Genomic DNA, 19,343 nt, shown 5'->3' on the forward strand with positions numbered 1-19,343 from the left:
TCCTTTCTACTGATTGTTTCTCTCAGACAGCTTTCTTTCAAATCGGTCTTTCCGAAGATCCGTTGGTATTTTCGTAGGATATTGTCCATGAAAACAGGCTGCGCAATAGTCATTGCTGTCAATCAGCCTGTTCAGCTGATCCACCTGCAGATATCCCAGAGAATCGACTCCGATCAACTTCGCGATTTCCGCTGTACTGTGATGGCTGGCAATCAGATTTTCTTCTGAATCAATATCTGTTCCATAGTAGCAGGGATGCAGGAAGGGAGGCGCGGAAATCCTCATATGGATCTCCTTTGCTCCCGCTTCGCGCAAAAGCTTTACGATACGCCTGCTGGTCGTTCCTCTGACAATGGAATCATCGATCAGAACCACATTTTTCCCCTCAATCACACTTTTTACAGGAGAAAGCTTGATTTTTACCTGATCCAGACGTTCGCTCTGCCCCGGAGATATAAACGTCCGTCCAATATATTTGTTTTTAATCAGTCCTATGCCATAGGGAATGCCGGATTTTTTCGCAAAGCCCAGGGCAGCGTCCAGACCGCTGTCCGGAACTCCGATCACAATATCCGCGTCTGCCGGATAGGTCTCCGCCAGCAGTTCCCCAGCCCTTATCCGCGATTCATGGACAGATACTCCGTCTATCACAGAATCCGGTCTGGCAAAATAGATATACTCAAAAATACAGGTTTTTTTCTTCTGTTTTCCGCAATGCTCTCTTCTGGATTCCACACCATCCGGATGAAAAACCAGGATTTCTCCCGGCAGTACGTCTCTGATAAACTCTGCCCCCACTGCTGACAATGCGCAGCTTTCTGAAGCCACAACATAAGCGCCGTCCGGCATCTTTCCATAGCACAGGGGTCTGAAGCCATAGGGGTCGCGGGCGGCGATCATCTTCGTGGAAGACATAAGAACCAGGGAATAGGCCCCTTCCAGCGACTCCATCGCATTGCTTACAGCTTCTTCAATACTGGGTGTCTTCAGCCGTTCTCTGGTAATAATATATGCGATGGTTTCCGTATCGCTGGTGGTATGAAAAATAGCTCCTGACAACTCCAGCCTGTCGCGAAGCTCCAGAGCATTGCTCAGATTTCCATTGTGAGCCAGAGCCATTTTCCCCTTCTGGTGATTGACTTCAATGGGCTGGCAGTTGCTTCTCGTGTTTCCTCCTGTGGTTCCATATCTTACATGTCCCACAGCTATGGTTCCCTCCGGCAGATGGGATAGTGTATCTTTAGAAAATACTTCGCTTACAAGCCCAAGGTCTTTATAGGAAGAAAATACTCCGTCGTCATTGACAACGATCCCGCAGCTTTCCTGTCCTCTGTGCTGCAATGCATAGAGTCCGTAATAAACCAGCTCTGCCACAGGCTCCTTTTTTTTGTTCATTACTCCAAATACGCCGCATTCCTCATGAATTCCCATCCCGTTATTTCCTCCTACTGATCTTTCCTTACTCTACCGTAACCGATTTTGCCAGATTCCTCGGTTTATCAATATCACAACCGCAACGCCTGCCGAATCATATCCTCTGTATTCCAGCCGTTTTAAACCGTCCAACAGTACGGAAACCGCCTCTGTATTTCCTGCGAATCCGATAATTCCACACATATTTCTACTCCTATTTTTCTTCTGTCTGCTTTAATGCCGCAGAAATAAAGCCTTTAAACAGGGGATGAGGCTGATTGGGGCGGCTCTTAAATTCGGGATGAAACTGTACGCCTATAAAAAATGGATGCTCCGGCAGCTCTATGGTTTCAACCAGCCTGCCGTCTGGAGAAGTTCCGCTTATGACCAGTCCAGCTTTCTCCAGCTCCCCGCGATATTCATTATTAAACTCATAACGGTGGCGGTGACGCTCATGGATCTGTTCTGATCCGTAGCACTCTTCCATTTTCGTCCCGGCCTTGATGCAGCAGGGATAGCTTCCCAGACGCAGCGTGCCTCCCTTATCAATCTCCCCGCTCTGTCCCGGCATAAAATCAATTACCCTGTGGGCGCACTGCTCATCAAATTCTCCTGAATGGGCATCCGTAAGCCCCAGAACATGCCGTGCAAATTCGATAACAGCAATCTGCATTCCAAGGCAGATGCCAAAATAAGGTATCCTGTTTTCACGGGCATACTTTGCAGACAGGATCATGCCTTCAATTCCCCGGCTTCCAAAACCGCCGGGAACGATAATTCCATCCAGTCCATGCAGAACATCATTTACAGTTTCCCTGGTAATCCCTTCGGAATCGATCCAGTGGATTTTTACAAATGCATTCTCTTCATATCCGGCATGATTCATTGCTTCTGCTACAGACAGATAGGCGTCGTGAAGCTTTACATACTTTCCAACCAGGCCAATGTGTACTTCTTCAGAACGATTGTGGATCCGTTCTACCATCGCCGTCCAGTCTGTCAGATCCGGCTCTGGCGCCTCAATGTGAAGCTCCCTGCACACCACATCGGAAAAACCGGATTTTTCCAGCATCAGCGGCGCTTCATAGAGATTTGGCAGCGTTATGTTTTCAATCACACAGTCTTCCCTGACATTGCAGAACAGGGAAATCTTCCGAAAAACAGATTCCTCTAATGGCCTGTCAGAACGAAGGACAATAATACCGGGATTGATCCCCATTCCGCGAAGCTCCTTAACTGAGTGCTGTGTCGGCTTTGACTTATGCTCCTCTGAACCGCTCAGATAAGGAACAAGCGTCACATGGATAAACAGGCTGTTTTCCTGTCCAACCTCCAGCGAAATCTGGCGTACCGCCTCTAAAAACGGTTGGGATTCAATATCGCCGATGGTTCCACCGATTTCCGTAATCACCACATCCGCATCCGTCTTTTTTCCTACGCGGTACACAAATTCTTTAATCTCATTGGTAATATGAGGGATCACCTGAACCGTCGATCCCAGATATTCTCCTCGCCGTTCCTTATTCAGAACGTTCCAGTACACCTTTCCTGTTGTCAGATTGGAATACTGATTCAGATCTTCATCGATGAACCGCTCATAATGTCCCAGATCCAGATCGGTTTCCGCCCCGTCTTCCGTCACATACACTTCCCCATGCTGATAAGGGCTCATCGTACCGGGATCTACGTTAATATAGGGATCCAGCTTCTGGGCTGCAACCTTTAACCCCCTTGCCTTTAAAAGCCGTCCAAGAGAAGCAGCTGTAATTCCTTTTCCCAGGCCGGACACCACTCCTCCGGTCACAAAAATGTATTTTGTCATTGTCTTTCCTCCATTTTTGAACGCAAAAAGGGCAAAGAGGCCTTTAAGTTTATCTAAACTTAAAGACGCCTTTGCCTTTATGGACGCTATTCTACCTCTTAAGCCATATCTTGTCAATCCGTTTTTTCTGAAATTCGCTCAGCCCTATCGCTTCGGATATTCTGTCCCATCAGGTCTGAAAGAGTAATATGATCAACGTAGTCATTTGCCATATGGTAAAACTCTTTCCACATATCTCCTTATCCTATTGTACTGCGTGACGCTCCAGCCACAGGGACAGGGTTTCGAATCTGTATTTTGATAATAATTACAGAACTTTAGCGATAATACAGAAAAAAGAGTGGTTATTTTATTTTCCGCTGTCTCCGTAGTTAGAAAGCACACGCGCAGATGGGTCATTTACGTTACATCCCTTCCACGTTTTGTTTGGCATCCAAAAATCAACTACCATCTCTGCCTGTCCCGGATAGAAAGTTTCAAAAATCTCCCTGTATAATAATGACTCTTTTGTAAAAGGACGGGCATACGTATAACGTTCACATCTGCTTTTAAATTCTTCATCCGTATATTGGCTTTCTGCATATTCCTTCAGATAATCAACCATGGAATGGCCTACTGCATCTGAAAAGGCAGCTTTCTCTCTCCAAAGGATTGTGTCCGGAAGATAACCGCCCTGTTCGAAGGCATGGCGGAGCAGATATTTTCCCTTTCCGTAGGTATTCAGTTTCAATTCCGGATCCAGCGCCATCACATACTTTACGAAATCAAGATCTCCAAAAGGAACCCTTGCCTCCAGGGAGTTTACGGAAATACAGCGGTCTGCACGCAGTACATCGTACATATGCAGTTCATGGATCCGTTTCTGGGATTCTTCCTGAAAAGCTTTCCCGTCCGGTGCAAAGTCCGTATATTTATAGCCGAACAGCTCGTCTGAGATCTCTCCAGTTAAAAGAACTCGGATATCTGTCTGGTTATGGATTGCCTTACACACTAGATACATTCCTATGGATGCGCGGATTGTGGTTATATCATAGGTTCCTAACAGCTGAACCACAGTCTTCAGAGAGGACAGTACCTCATCCGGCGTCATGTAAACCTCTGTATGGTCGCTTCCTATATAATCTGCCACCTGCCTTGCATATTTTAAGTCGATGGCATCTTCGCTCATTCCGATGGCAAAGGTCTTGATCGGCTCGCTGCTTTTCTTTGCTGCAATCGCACACACCAAGGACGAATCCAGGCCGCCGGAAAGCAGGAATCCCACCTTTGCATCTGCTATCAGACGTTTCTCTACGCCTGCCACCAGCTTATCATGAATCTTCCCGCAGGCAGTTTCCAGATCGTCATAACAGACCCTATGGACTTTGGCTATATCGCAGTAACAGATAAACTGTCCCTTTTTATAATAATGTCCCGGAGGAAACGGCATGATCCTGTCCGTAAGCCCTGTCAGATTTTTGGGTTCACTGGCAAATATGATCGCATGATCTTTATCATATCCATAATACAGTGGGCGGATTCCAATGGGATCTCTTGCTGCGATAAACTCCCCTGCTTCCCCGTCGTAAAGGATGCAGGCAAATTCGGCATCCAGCATGGCAAACATATCTGTGCCGTATTCCCGATACATTGGCAGCAGAATTTCACAATCCGAATTGCTTTCAAACGTATATTTTACTGACAGCTCTTTTTTCAGCTTCTCAAATCCATAAATTTCTCCATTACAGACTACATAACTGTTTCCGAGCCGGAAGGGCTGCATTCCCGACGGAGTCAGGCCCATAATGGCTAATCGGTGGAATCCAAGAATTCCATCGCCCGTTTCAACCACTCTGCTGTCATCCGGCCCCCTTGATATGGTTTTTTGAAATCCTTCCATAAAACTGCTCAGAACCGCATTGCGGCTGCAATAACCCATGATGGAACACATAGGAACATACCTCCAAAATCTTAAGTTTCCTTTTTTATTCTACGTCCTGCAGGGCGTCAAAGCCCTCTTCTCCGGTTCTTACCTTTACTACATTTTCCACATCATAAACAAAAATCTTGCCGTCTCCAATATGGCCGGTATAAAGAACCTTCTTTGCCGTTTCAATCACCTTACGAACCGGAACCGCACTGACTACGATCTCCACCTGTACCTTCGGGAGCAGGCTGGCTTCTACCTGTACTCCACGGTAATACTCCGGTTTCCCTTTCTGTGCGCCGCAGCCTAATACATGTGATACGGTCATACCGGTAATACCGAGTTTCATCATTGCATTCTTCAGCGCTTCAAATTTGGATTCCCTGCATACGATCTCAATTTTCGTAAATTTAGGGGTTCCTTCTTCAAAAGACGGCACTTTTTTAACCGGAATCGCTTCTGCAGCCGGAACATCTCCGGTTACTGCAGCCGGAACAGCCTCACCCTCTGCCGCAATATCCGGCTGCATTGCAAAGCCTGCATAGGCAGTTAAAAGACCGTGTTCTGATACATCCAGTCCGGCAATCTCATCCTCTGCGTCGGCCCGGAGCCCAATGGTATATTTGATCGCCAGAAATACAATCGTAATAACAACCGCCACATATACCGCCACAGAGACGACGCCTGCTGCCTGAACTGCCAGCAGATGGACTCCGCCGCCATAAAAAAGACCTGCTTCTGTCGTTACGCCTGTTGCAAACAGGCCGGTGAGTATGGTTCCTGTCGCGCCGCACACGCAGTGAACGGACACAGCGCCCACAGGGTCGTCAATTTTGGCGATCTTATCAAAAAACTCTACTGCCAGAACAATAAGGATTCCGCATATGATCCCAATAACAGCTGCCCCAACCGGACTTACCGCGTCACATCCGGCCGTAATTCCGACAAGACCTGCCAGCGCCGCGTTATACGTCATGGAAACATCCGGCTTTTTATAACGGATCCATGTGAACAGCAGGGTCGTACAGCAGGCTACGGCTGCCGCCATATTTGTATTGAAAAATACCCGTCCCGCCGTATCCATCAGCGCGTCACTGTCCATGCCTACCGTAGACGCGCCGTTAAATCCGAACCAGCAGAACCAGAGAATAAACACTCCAAGGGCTGCAAAGGAAAGATTATGTCCCAGAATTGCCTGCGGTTTTCCGTTTTTATCATATTTTCCAATACGGGGACCAAGAATTTTGGCGCCGATCAAAGCGCAGACACCGCCTACCATATGTACTGCCGTAGAACCTGCAAAATCATGAAAGCTCATCTGCGCAATCCAGCCGCCTCCCCAGATCCAGTGACCGGAAACCGGATAGATCAGCAATGAGATCGCAGCGGAATAAATGCAGTAAGCGCTGAATTTTGTTCTCTCTGCCATTGCTCCGGAAACGATTGTGGCTGATGTGGCGCAGAATACAGTTTGAAATATCACAAACGCCCAAAGGGGGACGCCGGCAGGCAGGATGTGGCTGTAATCTCCTCCGATCAGGGGATCAAAGGTTCCTATGACGCCGGAACCTGCGCCGAACATAAGTCCAAAGCCTACCAGCCAGAAGGCAGGAGTGCCAATGCAAAAGTCCATCAGATTCTTCATCAGGATATTTCCGGTATTTTTTGCTCTGGTAAAACCTGCTTCACACATAGAAAAACCTGCCTGCATGAAAAATACCATTGCTGCTCCAAACAGTACCCAGATTGTGTTAACCGCACTGTACGTCATAAACATTCCTTCTTTCTGTTGTTGTATGATCCAGAGTTTCCGCCGAAACTTATCTTACGCTGAATAATAAATCTCCGTAAGTCGGGAAGGGCCAGAATTTCTTTGCGGTCATGGTTTCTGCACTGTCGCAGGCGATCCGCAGCTCTCCCATTTTACTTAAAACGCTGTCCCTGATCATGCAGGATTCCTCAGTGATATCCGTAATATCCTGAACCTTAAGCACTGCATCCTCCAATTCCTCTGCCTTGATCATGATCTGATCCTCCAGAATTGCCAGCTTCTTCAGCAGTCCGGTTTCATAATTGCAGGAAATCGAACTCTCTGCCGCTTTCTTTGCAGCCGCTGTTTTTGCAAGCTCCAGCACGTATTCGCTTACAGCCGGGGCAATTTCGGTTTTTGCCATATCGATCATGGTATTTGCCTCGATCAGAACGGTCTTACAATAGTTGTCCAGCATGATCTCGCATCTGGATTTTAATTCTGCCTCTGAAAATACTTTATGGGAGGTAAGCATCCGTACATTTTTTTCATCCAGAAGATGAGGCATGCAGTCCGGCGTGGTCCGGTAGTTGAGAAGTCCCCTCTTCTCCGTAGCTTCCTTAATCCATGTATCATCATATCCATTTCCATTAAAGATAATATGCTTATGGTCTTTGATGGTCTTTCGGATCATTTCATGTAAAGCGCTTTCAAAATCCTCTGCTTTTTCCAGTCGGTCTGCATAGATTTTCAGGCTTTCGGCTACTGCGCTGTTTAACATGATATTGGCGCAGGCAATACTGTTGGATGAGCCCAGCATACGGAACTCGAACTTATTTCCGGTAAATGCAAAGGGTGAAGTACGGTTGCGGTCCGTGGTATCCCTGTTAAATTTGGGAAGCACATTTACCCCCAGCTTCATCTGGGTTTTTTCTGTGCCCGCATATGGGGTATCGTTCTCTATTGCCTCCAGAACCCCGTTTAATTCATCTCCAAGGAAGATGGATACCACTGCGGGAGGCGCTTCATTTGCTCCAAGCCGGTGATCATTTCCTGCCGTTGCCACGGAAAGGCGGAGCAGATCCTGATAATCATCTACCGCTTTGATCACTGCACACAGGAATAATAAAAACTGTGCGTTCTCATAGGGTGTTTCACCCGGCGAAAGCAGGTTTACGCCCTTATCCGTTGCCAGGGACCAGTTGTTGTGCTTACCGCTTCCATTGACTCCTGCAAAAGGCTTTTCGTGGAGAAGGCATACCAGACCATGCTTTGCCGCTACCTTCTGCATTATTTCCATAGTAAGCTGATTGTGATCGGTTGCAATATTGGTTGTGGTATAGATGGGGGCAAGCTCGTGCTGTGCCGGAGCTACTTCGTTATGCTCTGTTTTTGCAAGAATCCCCAGCTTCCAGAGTTCTTCATTCAGCTCATCCATATAGGCGGCTACTCTCGGCTTAATTACGCCAAAATAATGATCATCCATCTCCTGCCCCTTTGGCGGCTTCGCGCCGAAAAGGGTACGCCCTGTAAAACGGATATCCTTTCTCTGCTCATACATTTCCTCTGTAATAAGGAAATACTCCTGCTCCGGACCGACCGAGGTGCGGACGCATTTCACATCCTCATTTCCAAAAAGATGGAGGATACGCATAGCCTGTCTGTTTAAGGCTTCCATGGAGCGGAGAAGGGGAGTTTTTTTATCAAGCGCCTCTCCCCCATAAGAACAGAATGCAGTGGGGATGCACAGTGACTTCCCTTTAATAAATGCGTATGAGGTAGGATCCCATGCCGTATATCCCCTTGCCTCAAAGGTAGCCCTAAGGCCGCCGGACGGAAAAGAAGATGCGTCAGGTTCTCCCTTGATCAGTTCTTTTCCTGAAAATTCCATAATCACACCGCCATCCGGCGACGGGGAAATAAAACTGTCATGCTTTTCTGCCGTTACGCCGGTAAGGGGCTGAAACCAGTGTGTATAATGTGTCGCTCCATTTTCAACCGCCCAATCTTTCATGGCTGCCGCAACGGCATTCGCCACACTGATATCAAGCTTTGCGCCTTCATCAATGGTTTTTCTCAGCGACTGATATACCTTTGATGACAGTCTTGCTTTCATTACTCTGTCGTCAAATACCTTACATCCAAAATAATCTGATACCTTTTTCATAACAATCTCCTCTCCAGCAGCATATTTTTAATACAAAAAGCAAGGATGTCCTTCACAGCACCTTTCCTGTGCTGCAAAAGACATCCTTGCCTTTATGTGTGGCATAATACACCCCGAAAAATCATTTGTCAAGCACTTTTTTCTCCTGACAAACCTCTTGACAAACCCTGTTCAGAGCTGTATAAATAGTGAATATGAGCAAGGGCGTTCATTTTTAAATCAGAGAAAATTCTGCTTAAAAATGAATGTCCCTGCTTTTTTATTTATTGAAAGGAAGGTACAAAATGTATGAAGATCGAAGGTCAGGTGAGAATCCCTTCAGGCTGTGCAATCTCGGCAGTAATTTCCAAAGATGGAAATAAGATGTCCGGCGAAAGTATCACAAATTCCATGAAGCCTATGCATGACCGCTCCAACGGATTGGGCGGCGGCTTTGCAGGCTACGGCATTTATCCTGAATATAAAGAATTTTACGCACTGCATATGTTTTTTGACACCCGCGATACAAGAAAGAAATGCGAAGCTTTTTTTAAGGAACAATTTGAGATCGTTCAATCCGAAGTTATCCCCACCCGTAAGCTCCCGGCGATCACAGATGAACCTATTATATGGAGATATTTCGTCGCACCCTTAAAATCGGTTCTGGCCTCGCTGCAGCTGGATGAAAAAGAATTTGTTGCCCAGACGGTTATGAAAATCAATGCGGAAATGTCCGGAGCATATGTTTTCTCCAGCGGAAAAAACATGGGTACATTTAAAGCAGTCGGATTTCCCGAGGATGTAGGCGTCTTTTATAAACTGGAAGAATATGAAGGTTACTCATGGACTGCCCATGGACGTTATCCCACAAACACCCCGGGATGGTGGGGCGGAGCGCACCCCTTTACATTACTGGATTATTCCATCGTACATAACGGTGAAATCTCCTCTTATGACGCTAACCGCCGCTTTATCGAAATGTTCGGCTATAAATGCACCCTTCAGACAGACACAGAAGTAATTACCTATATCATGGATTATCTGCTCCGCGTACAGGGACTTACCCTCGGTGAAGCCGCAAGCGTCATTGCGGCGCCTTTTTGGAGTACCATCGCTTCAAAAACAGATCTGGAGGATCAGAAAAAACATACCTATTTAAGAACCATGTTTTCCAGCCTGCTGATCACCGGCCCGTTCTCTATCGTTTTAGGCTTTAACGGCGGACTGATGGCTCTCAATGACCGCTTGAAGCTCCGCTCCATGGTAATCGGAGAAAAAGATGATAAGGTTTTTATTGCCAGTGAGGAAGCCGCGATCCGGACCATGGAACCAAATGCAGAAAATATCTGGTCTCCCGCCGGCGGAGAGCCTGTTATTGTAAAAGTAAAGGAAGGTGCGTTTTAATGGGTATCGAATTTATCTATCCAGAATTTGAAGTAATCCGAAACGAAGACCGCTGCACGGTCTGTCGTGCGTGCGAACGGCAATGTGCCAATGAGGTTCACAGCTATGATGAGGAACTGGGAGTCATGAAGTGTGACGAATCAAAATGCGTAAACTGCCAGCGGTGCGTTTCCTTCTGTCCAACCAGAGCGCTGAAGATCGTAAAAACCGACTGCTCTCTCAGGGAAAACTCCAACTGGCAGAACAATACGATTAAAGAGATCTATAAGCAGGCAAACAGCGGAGGCGTTCTTCTTTCTTCTATGGGCAATCCCAAGCCCTTCCCCGTTTACTGGGATAAAATACTGATCAATGCCTCCCAGGTAACAAATCCCTCCATTGATCCTCTGCGGGAACCAATGGAAACCAGAACCTATCTGGGAAAAAAGCCACAGAGAGTAAGCCGCAATGCAGAAGGAAAGCTGGACTGCCAGCTTCCTCCCCAGCTGGATCTTTCCATGCCCGTTATGTTTTCTGCCATGAGCTATGGTTCCATCAGCTACAATGCCCACAAATCCCTTGCCCTGGCAGCCACAGAACTGGGAATCCTTTACAATACCGGCGAAGGCGGTCTCCACGAGGATTTTTACTGTTATGGTGAAAATACCATCGTCCAGGTCGCTTCCGGACGTTTCGGCGTCCATGAAAAGTATTTAAATGCCGGAGCTGCCATTGAAATCAAAATGGGACAGGGCGCAAAGCCCGGGATCGGAGGCCATCTTCCCGGGGCAAAAATTGTGGGAGACGTCTCACGCACGCGAATGATCCCGGAAGGCTCTGACGCCATCTCTCCGGCCCCCCATCACGATATCTATTCCATCGAGGATTTGCGTCAGCTTGTTTTCTCCCTGAAAGAAGCTTCGGAATACAAAAAACCGGTTATCGTTAAGGTTGCCGCAGTACATAATATCGCAGCAATCGCAAGCGGAATCGCAAGAAGCGGCGCCGACATCATTGCCATCGACGGTTTCCGCGGCGGCACAGGCGCTGCTCCCACCAGGATCAGGGACAATGTGGGAATTCCCATAGAGCTTGCCCTGGCGGCTGTTGATCAGCGTCTGCGTGACGAAGGCATCCGCAACGATGTATCTCTGGTAGTCGGAGGAAGCATCCGGAGCGCTTCCGATGTTATAAAGGCCGTTGCGCTGGGGGCAGACGCCTGCTATGTGGGTACTGCCGCACTGCTGGCTCTTGGATGCCACCTGTGCCAGAGCTGTCAGACCGGTAAGTGCAACTGGGGCATCGCCACTCAGCGTCCGGAGCTGGTAAAACGGCTGAACCCGGAAACAGGAAAAAAGCGGCTGGTCAACCTGATGACTGCGTGGAATCATGAAATAAAAGAACTGATGGGAGGAATGGGGATCAACTCCATCGAGGTACTGCGCGGAAACCGTCTGATGCTGAGGGGAATAGGGCTTACGGCAAAAGAACTTGAAATACTGGGAATCTCTCATGCAGGAGAATAATATTTCTGCAAAAAAACGTAAACATTTTTTTGGAGGTATGGTACAATATGCTAATCATCGATGCTGCAAATTCAGATTATAAAGCTGTAAATGAAAAGCTCCGCAATACGGATGAGGACTGTACGATCGAGGGCTGCTGCGGACAGCGTTTTATCGCCGCCGGTATGTCTGGAAAAAACGTCACGATCCACGGAATCCCCGGAAATGCACTGGGCGCATACTTAAATGATTCTCATATTACTGTAAACGGAAATGCCCAGGACGCCGTAGGCGATACCATGAATGAAGGGAAAATACTGATTTATGGAAACATCGGAGACGCTGCCGGTTATGCCATGAGGGGCGGAAAAATCTATGTACAGGGCAATGCCGGATACCGCGCCGGAATCCATATGAAGGCTTACAAAGAAAAAATCCCCGTTATGATCATCGGCGGATGCGCGGGAAGCTTTCTGGGAGAATACCAGGCCGGCGGTATTATCATAGTTCTTGGACTTCACAAAAACGGCAAAAGCATTGTGGGAAATTTTCCATGTACCGGTATGCACGGCGGAAAAATGTTTCTGCGCGGAGACTGCGGAAACATACGCTTTTCAGAGCAGGTAACTGCAAAAACAGCCGGGGATGAGGATCTGGAGGAAATCCGTGAATATCTGTCGGAATATTGCGCGGACTTTGGGTATTCTCTTGACGGGATTTTATCTGAACCCTTTACAGTTATCACGCCAGACAGCAAAAATCCGTACAAACAGATGTACGTGGCAAATTAAAACAGAAAGCAGGTAAGGTTATGAAATATTCAAAAGAAGAGGTGCTCCAGTATATGCAGGAAGAGGATGTGAAATTTATCCGCCTGGCATTTTGCGATGTGTTCGGCAGACAAAAAAATATTTCCATTATGCCCCAGGAGCTTTGCCGGGCGTTTGAACATGGCATTGCCATTGATGCATCCGCTGTCGCCGGTTTTGGGGACGAAAGCCATTCTGATCTCTTCCTGCATCCGGATCCGGATACGCTGATGCCTCTTCCCTGGAGACCGGAGCACGGGAGGGTGGTAAGGATGTTCTGCAGTATTACCTATCCCGACGGAACCATATTTGAATGTGATACGCGCTCTCTTTTAAAGAAAGCGGTTCATGAGGCAGAGCAGGCCGGATATCAGTTCTTCTTTGGCGCAGAGCAGGAATTTTATCTGTTCCATCTGGATGAAAATGGAAACCCCACAAAAATCCCCTATGATCATGCAAGCTACATGGATATGGCTCCTGAAGATAAGGGTGAAAATATCCGCCGGGAAGTCTGCCTGACCCTGGAACAGATGGGGATTTTTCCAGAAAGCTCACATCATGAGGAAGGACCGGGACAGAATGAAATTGATTTTCGTTATTCCGATCCTCTGGCAGCCGCGGACAATTCCATGACCTTTCAGACCGTAGTAAAGACCATCGCCGGACTGAATGGGATTTTTGCGGATTTCAGTCCTAAGCCACTGGAAAATGAAGCGGGAAATGGCTTCCACATCAATATGTCTGTGAAATCCTCTGACGGCACAGACCATATGGACAGCATGATTGCCGGTATTCTGGATAAAATTTCTGATATGACTGTATTTTTAAACCCCACCGCTGATTCCTACAGGCGCTTCGGCTGCAATAAGGCTCCCAAATATATTTCCTGGTCCAGTGAGAACCGTTCCCAGCTGATCCGTGTTCCGGCGGCAATCGGAAGGTACCGGCGTGTGGAACTGCGTTCGCCTGACCCATCTGCAAATACATATCTGGCGTTTGCTCTTATGATCTATGCTGTTCTGGAAGGCGTACAAAACAATCTGGCGCTTCCGCCTGCTGCAGACATCAATTTATACCGGGCAGAAGCTTCTGTCCTTTCAGGCTTTGGTCAGCTTCCAAAAAACTTTGAAGCTGCCTGTGATGCTGCGGCGCACAGTGATTTCATTCTGAAATATATACCAAAGACCATATTGGATATCTACTGCGGACAATAGATTTTTAACAGGAGGGGTGAAAATGAGTTTAAAAGAGCGAACCTACAGTATCCTCATTGTGTCGGCAACGGATGTACTCACCTCTGCCTTTGCCGGCCTGCTTCCTGAAACCAGATATTCTCCTGTTCATGCTGTTTCAAGTATCAATGCCGCCAGACGTACGCTTACAGAAAAGACGTATGATTTTATTATCATTAATGCTCCTTTGCACGATGATATGGGCGTTCGTCTTGCTATTGATATTTCCAGCAGCAAGCAGTCAGTTGTCCTTCTTCTGGTAAAAAGCGATATTCATAACGAAATCCATGACCAGGCCGCAGAATATGGTGTATTTACCCTGTCAAAGCCAATCTCAAAGGCAACGATGACCTATGCCTTCAGCTGGCTGGAAAGCGCCAGGGAGCGCCTGAGGCAATTTGAAAAAAAATCTTTGTCCATTGAAGAAAAAATGGCCGAAATCCGCCTTGTCAATAAGGCAAAGTGGATTCTGATCAGCCAGCTTTCCATGAGCGAACCAGAATCCCACCGCTACATAGAAAAACAGGCAATGGACCGCTGTGTTACCAGGCGGTCCATTGCCGAAGAAATCATCAGAACCTATTCTTAAACTTTATTTTCTGAAAATAATATCCTCACGCCCGGGACCATTGGAAACCATGGTAATGGGCGTTTCAATTTCTTTTTCGATAAATTCAATATACCTGCGGCAGTTTTCGGGAAGCTCCTCGTAGTTTTTAATACCGCGGATGTCGCATTTCCAGCCCGGAAGCCTGGTAAACACCGGTTTTGCCTTCTCCAGCTTTGCAGTGGTCGGGAACTCTCTTGTGACCTCTCCATCGATTTCATAACCGATGCATACGGGAATCTCATCCAAATATCCCAATACGTCCAGTACGGTAAATGCAGCCTCTGTGGTGCCCTGAATGCGGCAGCCGTATCTTGTCGCCACTGCGTCAAACCAGCCTACTCTTCTTGGGCGTCCCGTAGTGGCTCCGTATTCGCCGCCATCGCCGCCCCGATGCCGTAACTCTTCCGCTTCCTCTCCAAAGATTTCGCTGACAAAGGCGCCTGCGCCTACTGCGCTGGAATATGCCTTCACAACGGTTGTGATATTTTTAATCTCATAGGGTGCAATGCCTGCACCGATCGCGCCATAGGCAGCCAGGGTTGAGGAAGAGGTAACCATGGGGTAAATTCCATGATCCGGATCCTTTAAGGAACCAAGCTGTCCCTCTAACAGAATGTTTTTTCCTTCTTTGATGGCATGATACAAATAGGAGGATACGTCGCATACATAGGGGCGGATCATCTCCCGGTAGCTGATCAGCTCATCAAACAGTTCATCCGCATTCAGGAGGGGTTTATGGTAAAGATGCTCCAGAAGCACGTTTTTGATTTCACACACTCTCTGGCATTTTTCTCTTAACAGTTCCTCATCGAACAGCTCGCTGACCTGAAAGCCAATCTTTGCATATTTATCCGAATAAAAGGGAGCAATGCCGGACTTAGTGGAACCAAAGGATTTTCCAGCCAGGCGGGCCTCCTCATAAGTATCAAACAGCACATGGTAGGGCATCAGGATCTGTGCACGGTCTGAAACCAGGATATGGGGCTTCGGCACTCCCCGGTCTACAAGGGACTGGATTTCCTTGATCAGATACGGAATATTTAATGCTACTCCGTTTCCGATGATACTTGTAGTATGCTGGTAAAACACGCCGGAAGGAAGCAGGTGAAGGGCAAATTTTCCATATTCATTGATAATGGTATGACCTGCATTGCTTCCGCCCTGAAAGCGTATGATAATGTCAGACTCTTTCGCCAGCATATCCGTTATTTTTCCTTTTCCCTCGTCTCCCCAGTTAGCTCCTACGATTGCTCTAACCATTGCTTCAATCCTCCTTGGGCTGCTGCCCTGATTTAAATATCCCGCAGCATAGCGGGATCTCACATAAGTTCTCTTTTACTCTACTACAAGCTTTCACATAAGTAAAATGATTATTTATTATGTGCGGCATAAGTAAACCTTATACCATTTAGGAAGATTCTGCCATTTCGTCAAACAGATTTAAAAGCTTCCTGCCTGCCAGAGAAATCAGGCTGTTCTCACCCGTAACAACACAGATGTGGCGCAGAGGCATTTTCTCCTTAAAATCCAGCTCAAACACTTCTCCTTTTGCTATGGCATCCTTTGCAAATCCGTCCATGACGCAGCCTACGCCCATATTCCGCTTTGCAAACTGAACGATCATATCGCTGGTAGCAAGCTCAAACTCTGGCGTCAGTTCCATTCCTTTTGCAGAAAGAAACGCGTCCATAAAGGCTCTGGTACTCGTGTTTTTTTCCAGAAAAATACAGGGCATACTTCCAAGAATACTGTAATCCAGCTTTTTTCCTTTCAGTTCGCCAAAGCTGTCTCCTGCAATAAAAACCGTTCCAATCGGTTTTACCATCATCGAATGAATGGTACTTTTGCAGGAAAAAGGCGTTGTCACTACGCCAAAGTCAATTTTTCCTTCCTCCAGGCTGCAGATGGTTTCTGGTGTGGGGGCATTGGTTACGGTAACTTTGATCCGTGGGTACTCTTTGTGAAACTGCTCCAAAAAAGGCAGAAGAAAAAACTGAAGTGTCATATCGCTGGCTCCGATCCGAACCTCTCCCATATCCATATCCAGCATTCTCTCCAGCATCCTGCCGCCTTCCAGAAGCTGTTCCACGCCCGTTTTCACATAACGGAATAAAAGCTCTCCTTCCCTTGTCAGCCGGATGCCCTTGGAGGTACGCAAAAAAAGCCGTGTGCCGGCCTCTTTTTCCAGCTGGCGCACGGCCTGGCTTACCGCAGGCTGGGAAATACACAGCTTTTGGGCAGCCGCTGTCAGGCTGCCCGCTGTGCATACATAATAAAATACTTTGTAATATTCCAGATTGATATTCATGGTCTTTGAAGCATTTTTATACATTGATCTCCGCAGTCATACCAAGTGCTTCTTTATTGGCCTCCAGTACAGGACGGATCACTTCCTCAAGGAATTCTTCCACCTGTCTTGGTGCACGGCCTACATACCGGGAAGGTTCCATGGCCTTTTTAAGATCCTCTAAGGACAATCCGAATGCAGGATCTGCTGCAATCAACTCTAACAGGTTGTTGTCTCCGCCCTGCTCTTTTACATTCTTTCCTGCCTCCATGGAAAGCTGACGGATGCGCTCATGGAGCTCCTGTCGGTCTCCTCCTGCCTTTACAGCGTCCATCATAATGTTTTCCGTAGCCATAAAGGGCAGCTCTGCCATCAGATGCTTTTCGATGACCTTAGGATATACCACCAGTCCATCCACTACATTTAAGTACAGATCCAGGATTCCGTCCACCGCCAGAAAGCCCTCTGGAATGGACAGACGCTTATTGGCAGAATCGTCCAGCGTACGCTCAAACCACTGGGTAGAAGCTACCAGCATAGGATTCATCATATCGCTCATTACATAGTTTGCAAGAGAAGCAATCCGTTCGCTGCGCATGGGATTCCTCTTATAAGCCATGGCGGAGGAACCAATCTGATTCTTCTCAAAGGGCTCTTCCACTTCTTTTAAGTGCTGCAGCAGACGGATATCATTGGAAAACTTGTGGGCGCTCTGGGCAATGCCGGCCAGTACGCTTAAGACACGGCTGTCTACCTTTCTGGAATAAGTCTGTCCGGATACGGGATAGCAGCCCTCAAAGCCCATCTTTTCCGCGATCCGCTGATCCAGTCTGCGGCAGCGCTCATGATCGCCGTCAAAGAGTTCCAGAAAACTGGCCTGTGTGCCTGTAGTTCCCTTGGAGCCTAACAGGCGCATGGATCCGATAAGATAATCCAGATCGTCCAGATCCAGCTTTAACTCCATCATCCAGAGGGCTGCCCTTTTTCCTACAGTAGTAGGCTGAGCCGGCTGGAAATGGGTAAATGCCAGAGTGGGCAGATTCTTATATTTATCCGCAAACGCTGCCAGCTCCGCCAGTACATTCAGCAGCTTTCTGCGGACCAGCTTTAATGCCTCTGTCATAATGATCACATCGGTATTATCTCCTACATAGCAGGAGGTAGCTCCCAGATGGATGATGCCCTTTGCCTTCGGGCACTGGGTGCCATATGCGTACACATGGCTCATCACATCATGGCGCACTTCTTTCTCACGGGCCTTTGCCACATCATAGTTGATTTCATCTGCATGGGCCTTCAGCTCATCAATCTGCTCCTGGGTAATATTAAGGCCTAGCTCCTTTTCTGTCTCAGCCAGAGCAATCCACAAGCGTCTCCATGTCTTAAATTTCATATCCGGTGAAAAAATATACTGCATCTCCCTGCTGGCATAACGCTCTGAAAGCGGGCTTACATACGTATCATGATTGCTCATGTCTTATCCTCCATCTGTTTGTTATAAGTTTTATATATAAATATGCTATGATTCAGAAGAAATTATAATACTTTCTTATTTTGAACACAAGACAGACAGTCATTAAAATTCCTAATAAATCATCTCTGCCCTTCTAATCATCACAGGCTTCCTCGTGAATCCGAAAAAATACTATGCGCCCTTCTTTTAAAAACAGGGAAATCCCCTGCTCTGTCCGGCTGGCGTTCTCTTTCTCCCTGCGAAATTCTTCTTCATAAAAGGGATGGATTTCTATGAATGCGGGCAGGCTGTCTATACGGATTTCTGCTGTGCGGTTTCCAGACTGCCAGTCCTTTGCCGAGGCCGTCTCCAGACAGATACAGACAAATATAAGCATCCGAACCCCCAAACGCCCTTTTTTGTCTTTTTCCTGCCGCTTTTCGCGCTGCCTGTTTTTTCTTACAGCTTTCCATCTGTATACGGCCTTTTTACGTCTTCTTTTTAAACAGCGGTTCCGTTCTCTTTTGTTCATGGTTTCCTTTCCCACGCACTCCTGACTGCATTATAGACGTAAATCCGCCTGACTGCAACAAAAAAATCTCCCTGAAGCTTCGAAAGCTGTATCTGCTCTCCAAATGCTCAGGGAGATTTTCCGTCTGTCCTCCGGTTTTAAATGATTTTATTTACCGGTTTTGTGTCTCGGCTGTGGACTCAGATTCAGTTGTATCCATTATATCCCTTTTTATGTCCTCTACGCCTTTTCTCACATCATCTGCAATCCCGTCCATGACCCCTTCCCCGGTGGTATCTGTTTCAGACCGGGATGTGGCGTCCGTATTTTCAGTTTCATTTGCGGCTGCGCCCTGGTCTGTCTCTGTGCTGTAGGAGGCAGAGGTTCCCGGTGTTCCCGAAGAAGCTGTAGGCTGCTTGGAATCTCTGCTGCCGCATGCTGTAAGGGATGATGCAAGCACGGCAATCAACAGTACCATCATAACAGGTCGGATCTTTTTCATCATACATTCTCCTT

General features: G+C 47.4%; 15 protein-coding genes and 1 pseudogene. 5 read left to right on the plus strand and 11 right to left on the minus strand.

The features are described 5' to 3' along the window. Positions 1–6 precede the first annotated feature (6 nt). The 6 genes and pseudogenes from purF to WKT10_RS07110 all read right to left on the minus strand — a co-directional run bounded on the left by purF (position 7) and on the right by WKT10_RS07110 (position 9,058). Positions 7–1,431, minus strand: a complete 1,425-nt coding sequence (purF, locus tag WKT10_RS07085; RefSeq protein WP_337434073.1) for an amidophosphoribosyltransferase — start codon at positions 1,429–1,431, stop codon at positions 7–9. Positions 1,432–1,509: 78 nt separating this feature from the next. After that, positions 1,510–1,617 (minus strand): annotated as a pseudogene (locus tag WKT10_RS07090) (glucosamine--fructose-6-phosphate aminotransferase); the annotation flags it as partial. Positions 1,618–1,627: 10 nt separating this feature from the next. Beyond that, entirely contained in the window at positions 1,628–3,235 is a 1,608-nt protein-coding gene (locus WKT10_RS07095; RefSeq protein ID WP_066548223.1) for a CTP synthase, read from the minus strand. Positions 3,236–3,584: 349 nt separating this feature from the next. Then, complete coding sequence (asnB, locus tag WKT10_RS07100; RefSeq protein ID WP_340276369.1) at positions 3,585–5,165, minus strand: asparagine synthase B; 1,581 nt, start codon at positions 5,163–5,165, stop codon at positions 3,585–3,587. Positions 5,166–5,199: 34 nt separating this feature from the next. Further along, positions 5,200–6,912, minus strand: a complete 1,713-nt coding sequence (locus tag WKT10_RS07105) for an ammonium transporter (RefSeq protein WP_340276371.1) — start codon at positions 6,910–6,912, stop codon at positions 5,200–5,202. 49 nt (positions 6,913–6,961) lie between these two features. Continuing rightward, a complete protein-coding gene (locus WKT10_RS07110) occupies positions 6,962–9,058 on the minus strand; it encodes a glutamine synthetase III family protein (RefSeq protein ID WP_337434076.1) in 2,097 nt (698 codons plus the stop codon). A 288-nt stretch (positions 9,059–9,346) separates the two neighbouring features. On the opposite strand from WKT10_RS07110, the gene WKT10_RS07115 reads away from it, so the two are divergent. Genes WKT10_RS07115 through WKT10_RS07135 form a run of 5 tightly spaced genes read left to right on the plus strand, consistent with a single transcriptional unit; the run spans position 9,347 to position 14,555 of the window. After that, complete coding sequence (locus WKT10_RS07115; RefSeq protein WP_337434077.1) at positions 9,347–10,441, plus strand: class II glutamine amidotransferase; 1,095 nt, start codon at positions 9,347–9,349, stop codon at positions 10,439–10,441. Beyond that, positions 10,441–11,946, plus strand: a complete 1,506-nt coding sequence (locus tag WKT10_RS07120) for a glutamate synthase-related protein (RefSeq protein WP_340276373.1) — start codon at positions 10,441–10,443, stop codon at positions 11,944–11,946. The genes WKT10_RS07115 and WKT10_RS07120 overlap by 1 nt, the downstream gene beginning before the upstream one ends. A gap of 47 nt (positions 11,947–11,993) precedes the next feature. Continuing rightward, positions 11,994–12,716 (plus strand): glutamate synthase, encoded by a 723-nt coding sequence (locus tag WKT10_RS07125; protein ID WP_337434079.1) that lies wholly within the window; start codon positions 11,994–11,996, stop codon positions 12,714–12,716. Between the two features lie 20 nt (positions 12,717–12,736). Beyond that, on the plus strand, positions 12,737–13,948 hold the full coding sequence (locus WKT10_RS07130; protein WP_340276376.1) for a glutamine synthetase family protein: 1,212 nt from the start codon (positions 12,737–12,739) through the stop codon (positions 13,946–13,948). 22 nt (positions 13,949–13,970) lie between these two features. Then, positions 13,971–14,555, plus strand: coding sequence for an ANTAR domain-containing response regulator (locus WKT10_RS07135; protein ID WP_066548206.1), 585 nt, complete (start codon positions 13,971–13,973; stop codon positions 14,553–14,555). A gap of 3 nt (positions 14,556–14,558) precedes the next feature. Here WKT10_RS07135 and WKT10_RS07140 read toward each other — a convergent pair whose 3' ends face one another. The 5 genes from WKT10_RS07140 to WKT10_RS07160 form a co-directional block, all read right to left on the minus strand. Next, positions 14,559–15,836, minus strand: a complete 1,278-nt coding sequence (locus WKT10_RS07140; protein WP_066550763.1) for an adenylosuccinate synthase — start codon at positions 15,834–15,836, stop codon at positions 14,559–14,561. Positions 15,837–15,984: 148 nt separating this feature from the next. Then, positions 15,985–16,884: a LysR family transcriptional regulator gene (locus tag WKT10_RS07145; RefSeq protein ID WP_340276421.1), complete on the minus strand. Its 900-nt coding sequence runs from the start codon at positions 16,882–16,884 to the stop codon at positions 15,985–15,987. Positions 16,885–16,900: 16 nt separating this feature from the next. After that, positions 16,901–18,337, minus strand: a complete 1,437-nt coding sequence (gene purB / locus WKT10_RS07150; RefSeq protein ID WP_066548204.1) for an adenylosuccinate lyase — start codon at positions 18,335–18,337, stop codon at positions 16,901–16,903. Positions 18,338–18,470: 133 nt separating this feature from the next. Then, a complete protein-coding gene (locus WKT10_RS07155; RefSeq protein ID WP_337434080.1) occupies positions 18,471–18,848 on the minus strand; it encodes a hypothetical protein in 378 nt (125 codons plus the stop codon). Between the two features lie 151 nt (positions 18,849–18,999). Continuing rightward, positions 19,000–19,329: a hypothetical protein gene (locus WKT10_RS07160; protein WP_066548192.1), complete on the minus strand. Its 330-nt coding sequence runs from the start codon at positions 19,327–19,329 to the stop codon at positions 19,000–19,002. Positions 19,330–19,343: the final 14 nt, after the last annotated feature.

Source organism: Enterocloster sp. HCN-30185 (assembly GCF_037890305.1).
Taxonomy (GTDB): Bacteria; Bacillota; Clostridia; order Lachnospirales; family Lachnospiraceae; genus Enterocloster.

Excerpts from the sequence above, each read along its gene's own strand:
- purF (WP_337434073.1), bottom strand. The coding sequence starts at position 1,431 with ATGGGAATTCATGAGGAATGCGGCGTATTTGGAGTAATGAACAAAAAA.
- WKT10_RS07095 (WP_066548223.1), bottom strand. The coding sequence starts at position 3,235 with ATGACAAAATACATTTTTGTGACCGGAGGAGTGGTGTCCGGCCTGGGA.
- asnB (WP_340276369.1), bottom strand. The coding sequence starts at position 5,165 with ATGTGTTCCATCATGGGTTATTGCAGCCGCAATGCGGTTCTGAGCAGT.
- WKT10_RS07105 (WP_340276371.1), bottom strand. The coding sequence starts at position 6,912 with ATGACGTACAGTGCGGTTAACACAATCTGGGTACTGTTTGGAGCAGCA.
- WKT10_RS07110 (WP_337434076.1), bottom strand. The coding sequence starts at position 9,058 with ATGAAAAAGGTATCAGATTATTTTGGATGTAAGGTATTTGACGACAGA.
- WKT10_RS07115 (WP_337434077.1), top strand. The coding sequence starts at position 9,347 with ATGAAGATCGAAGGTCAGGTGAGAATCCCTTCAGGCTGTGCAATCTCG.
- WKT10_RS07120 (WP_340276373.1), top strand. The coding sequence starts at position 10,441 with ATGGGTATCGAATTTATCTATCCAGAATTTGAAGTAATCCGAAACGAA.
- WKT10_RS07125 (WP_337434079.1), top strand. The coding sequence starts at position 11,994 with ATGCTAATCATCGATGCTGCAAATTCAGATTATAAAGCTGTAAATGAA.
- WKT10_RS07130 (WP_340276376.1), top strand. The coding sequence starts at position 12,737 with ATGAAATATTCAAAAGAAGAGGTGCTCCAGTATATGCAGGAAGAGGAT.
- WKT10_RS07135 (WP_066548206.1), top strand. The coding sequence starts at position 13,971 with ATGAGTTTAAAAGAGCGAACCTACAGTATCCTCATTGTGTCGGCAACG.
- WKT10_RS07140 (WP_066550763.1), bottom strand. The coding sequence starts at position 15,836 with ATGGTTAGAGCAATCGTAGGAGCTAACTGGGGAGACGAGGGAAAAGGA.
- WKT10_RS07145 (WP_340276421.1), bottom strand. The coding sequence starts at position 16,884 with ATGAATATCAATCTGGAATATTACAAAGTATTTTATTATGTATGCACA.
- purB (WP_066548204.1), bottom strand. The coding sequence starts at position 18,337 with ATGAGCAATCATGATACGTATGTAAGCCCGCTTTCAGAGCGTTATGCC.
- WKT10_RS07155 (WP_337434080.1), bottom strand. The coding sequence starts at position 18,848 with ATGAACAAAAGAGAACGGAACCGCTGTTTAAAAAGAAGACGTAAAAAG.
- WKT10_RS07160 (WP_066548192.1), bottom strand. The coding sequence starts at position 19,329 with ATGAAAAAGATCCGACCTGTTATGATGGTACTGTTGATTGCCGTGCTT.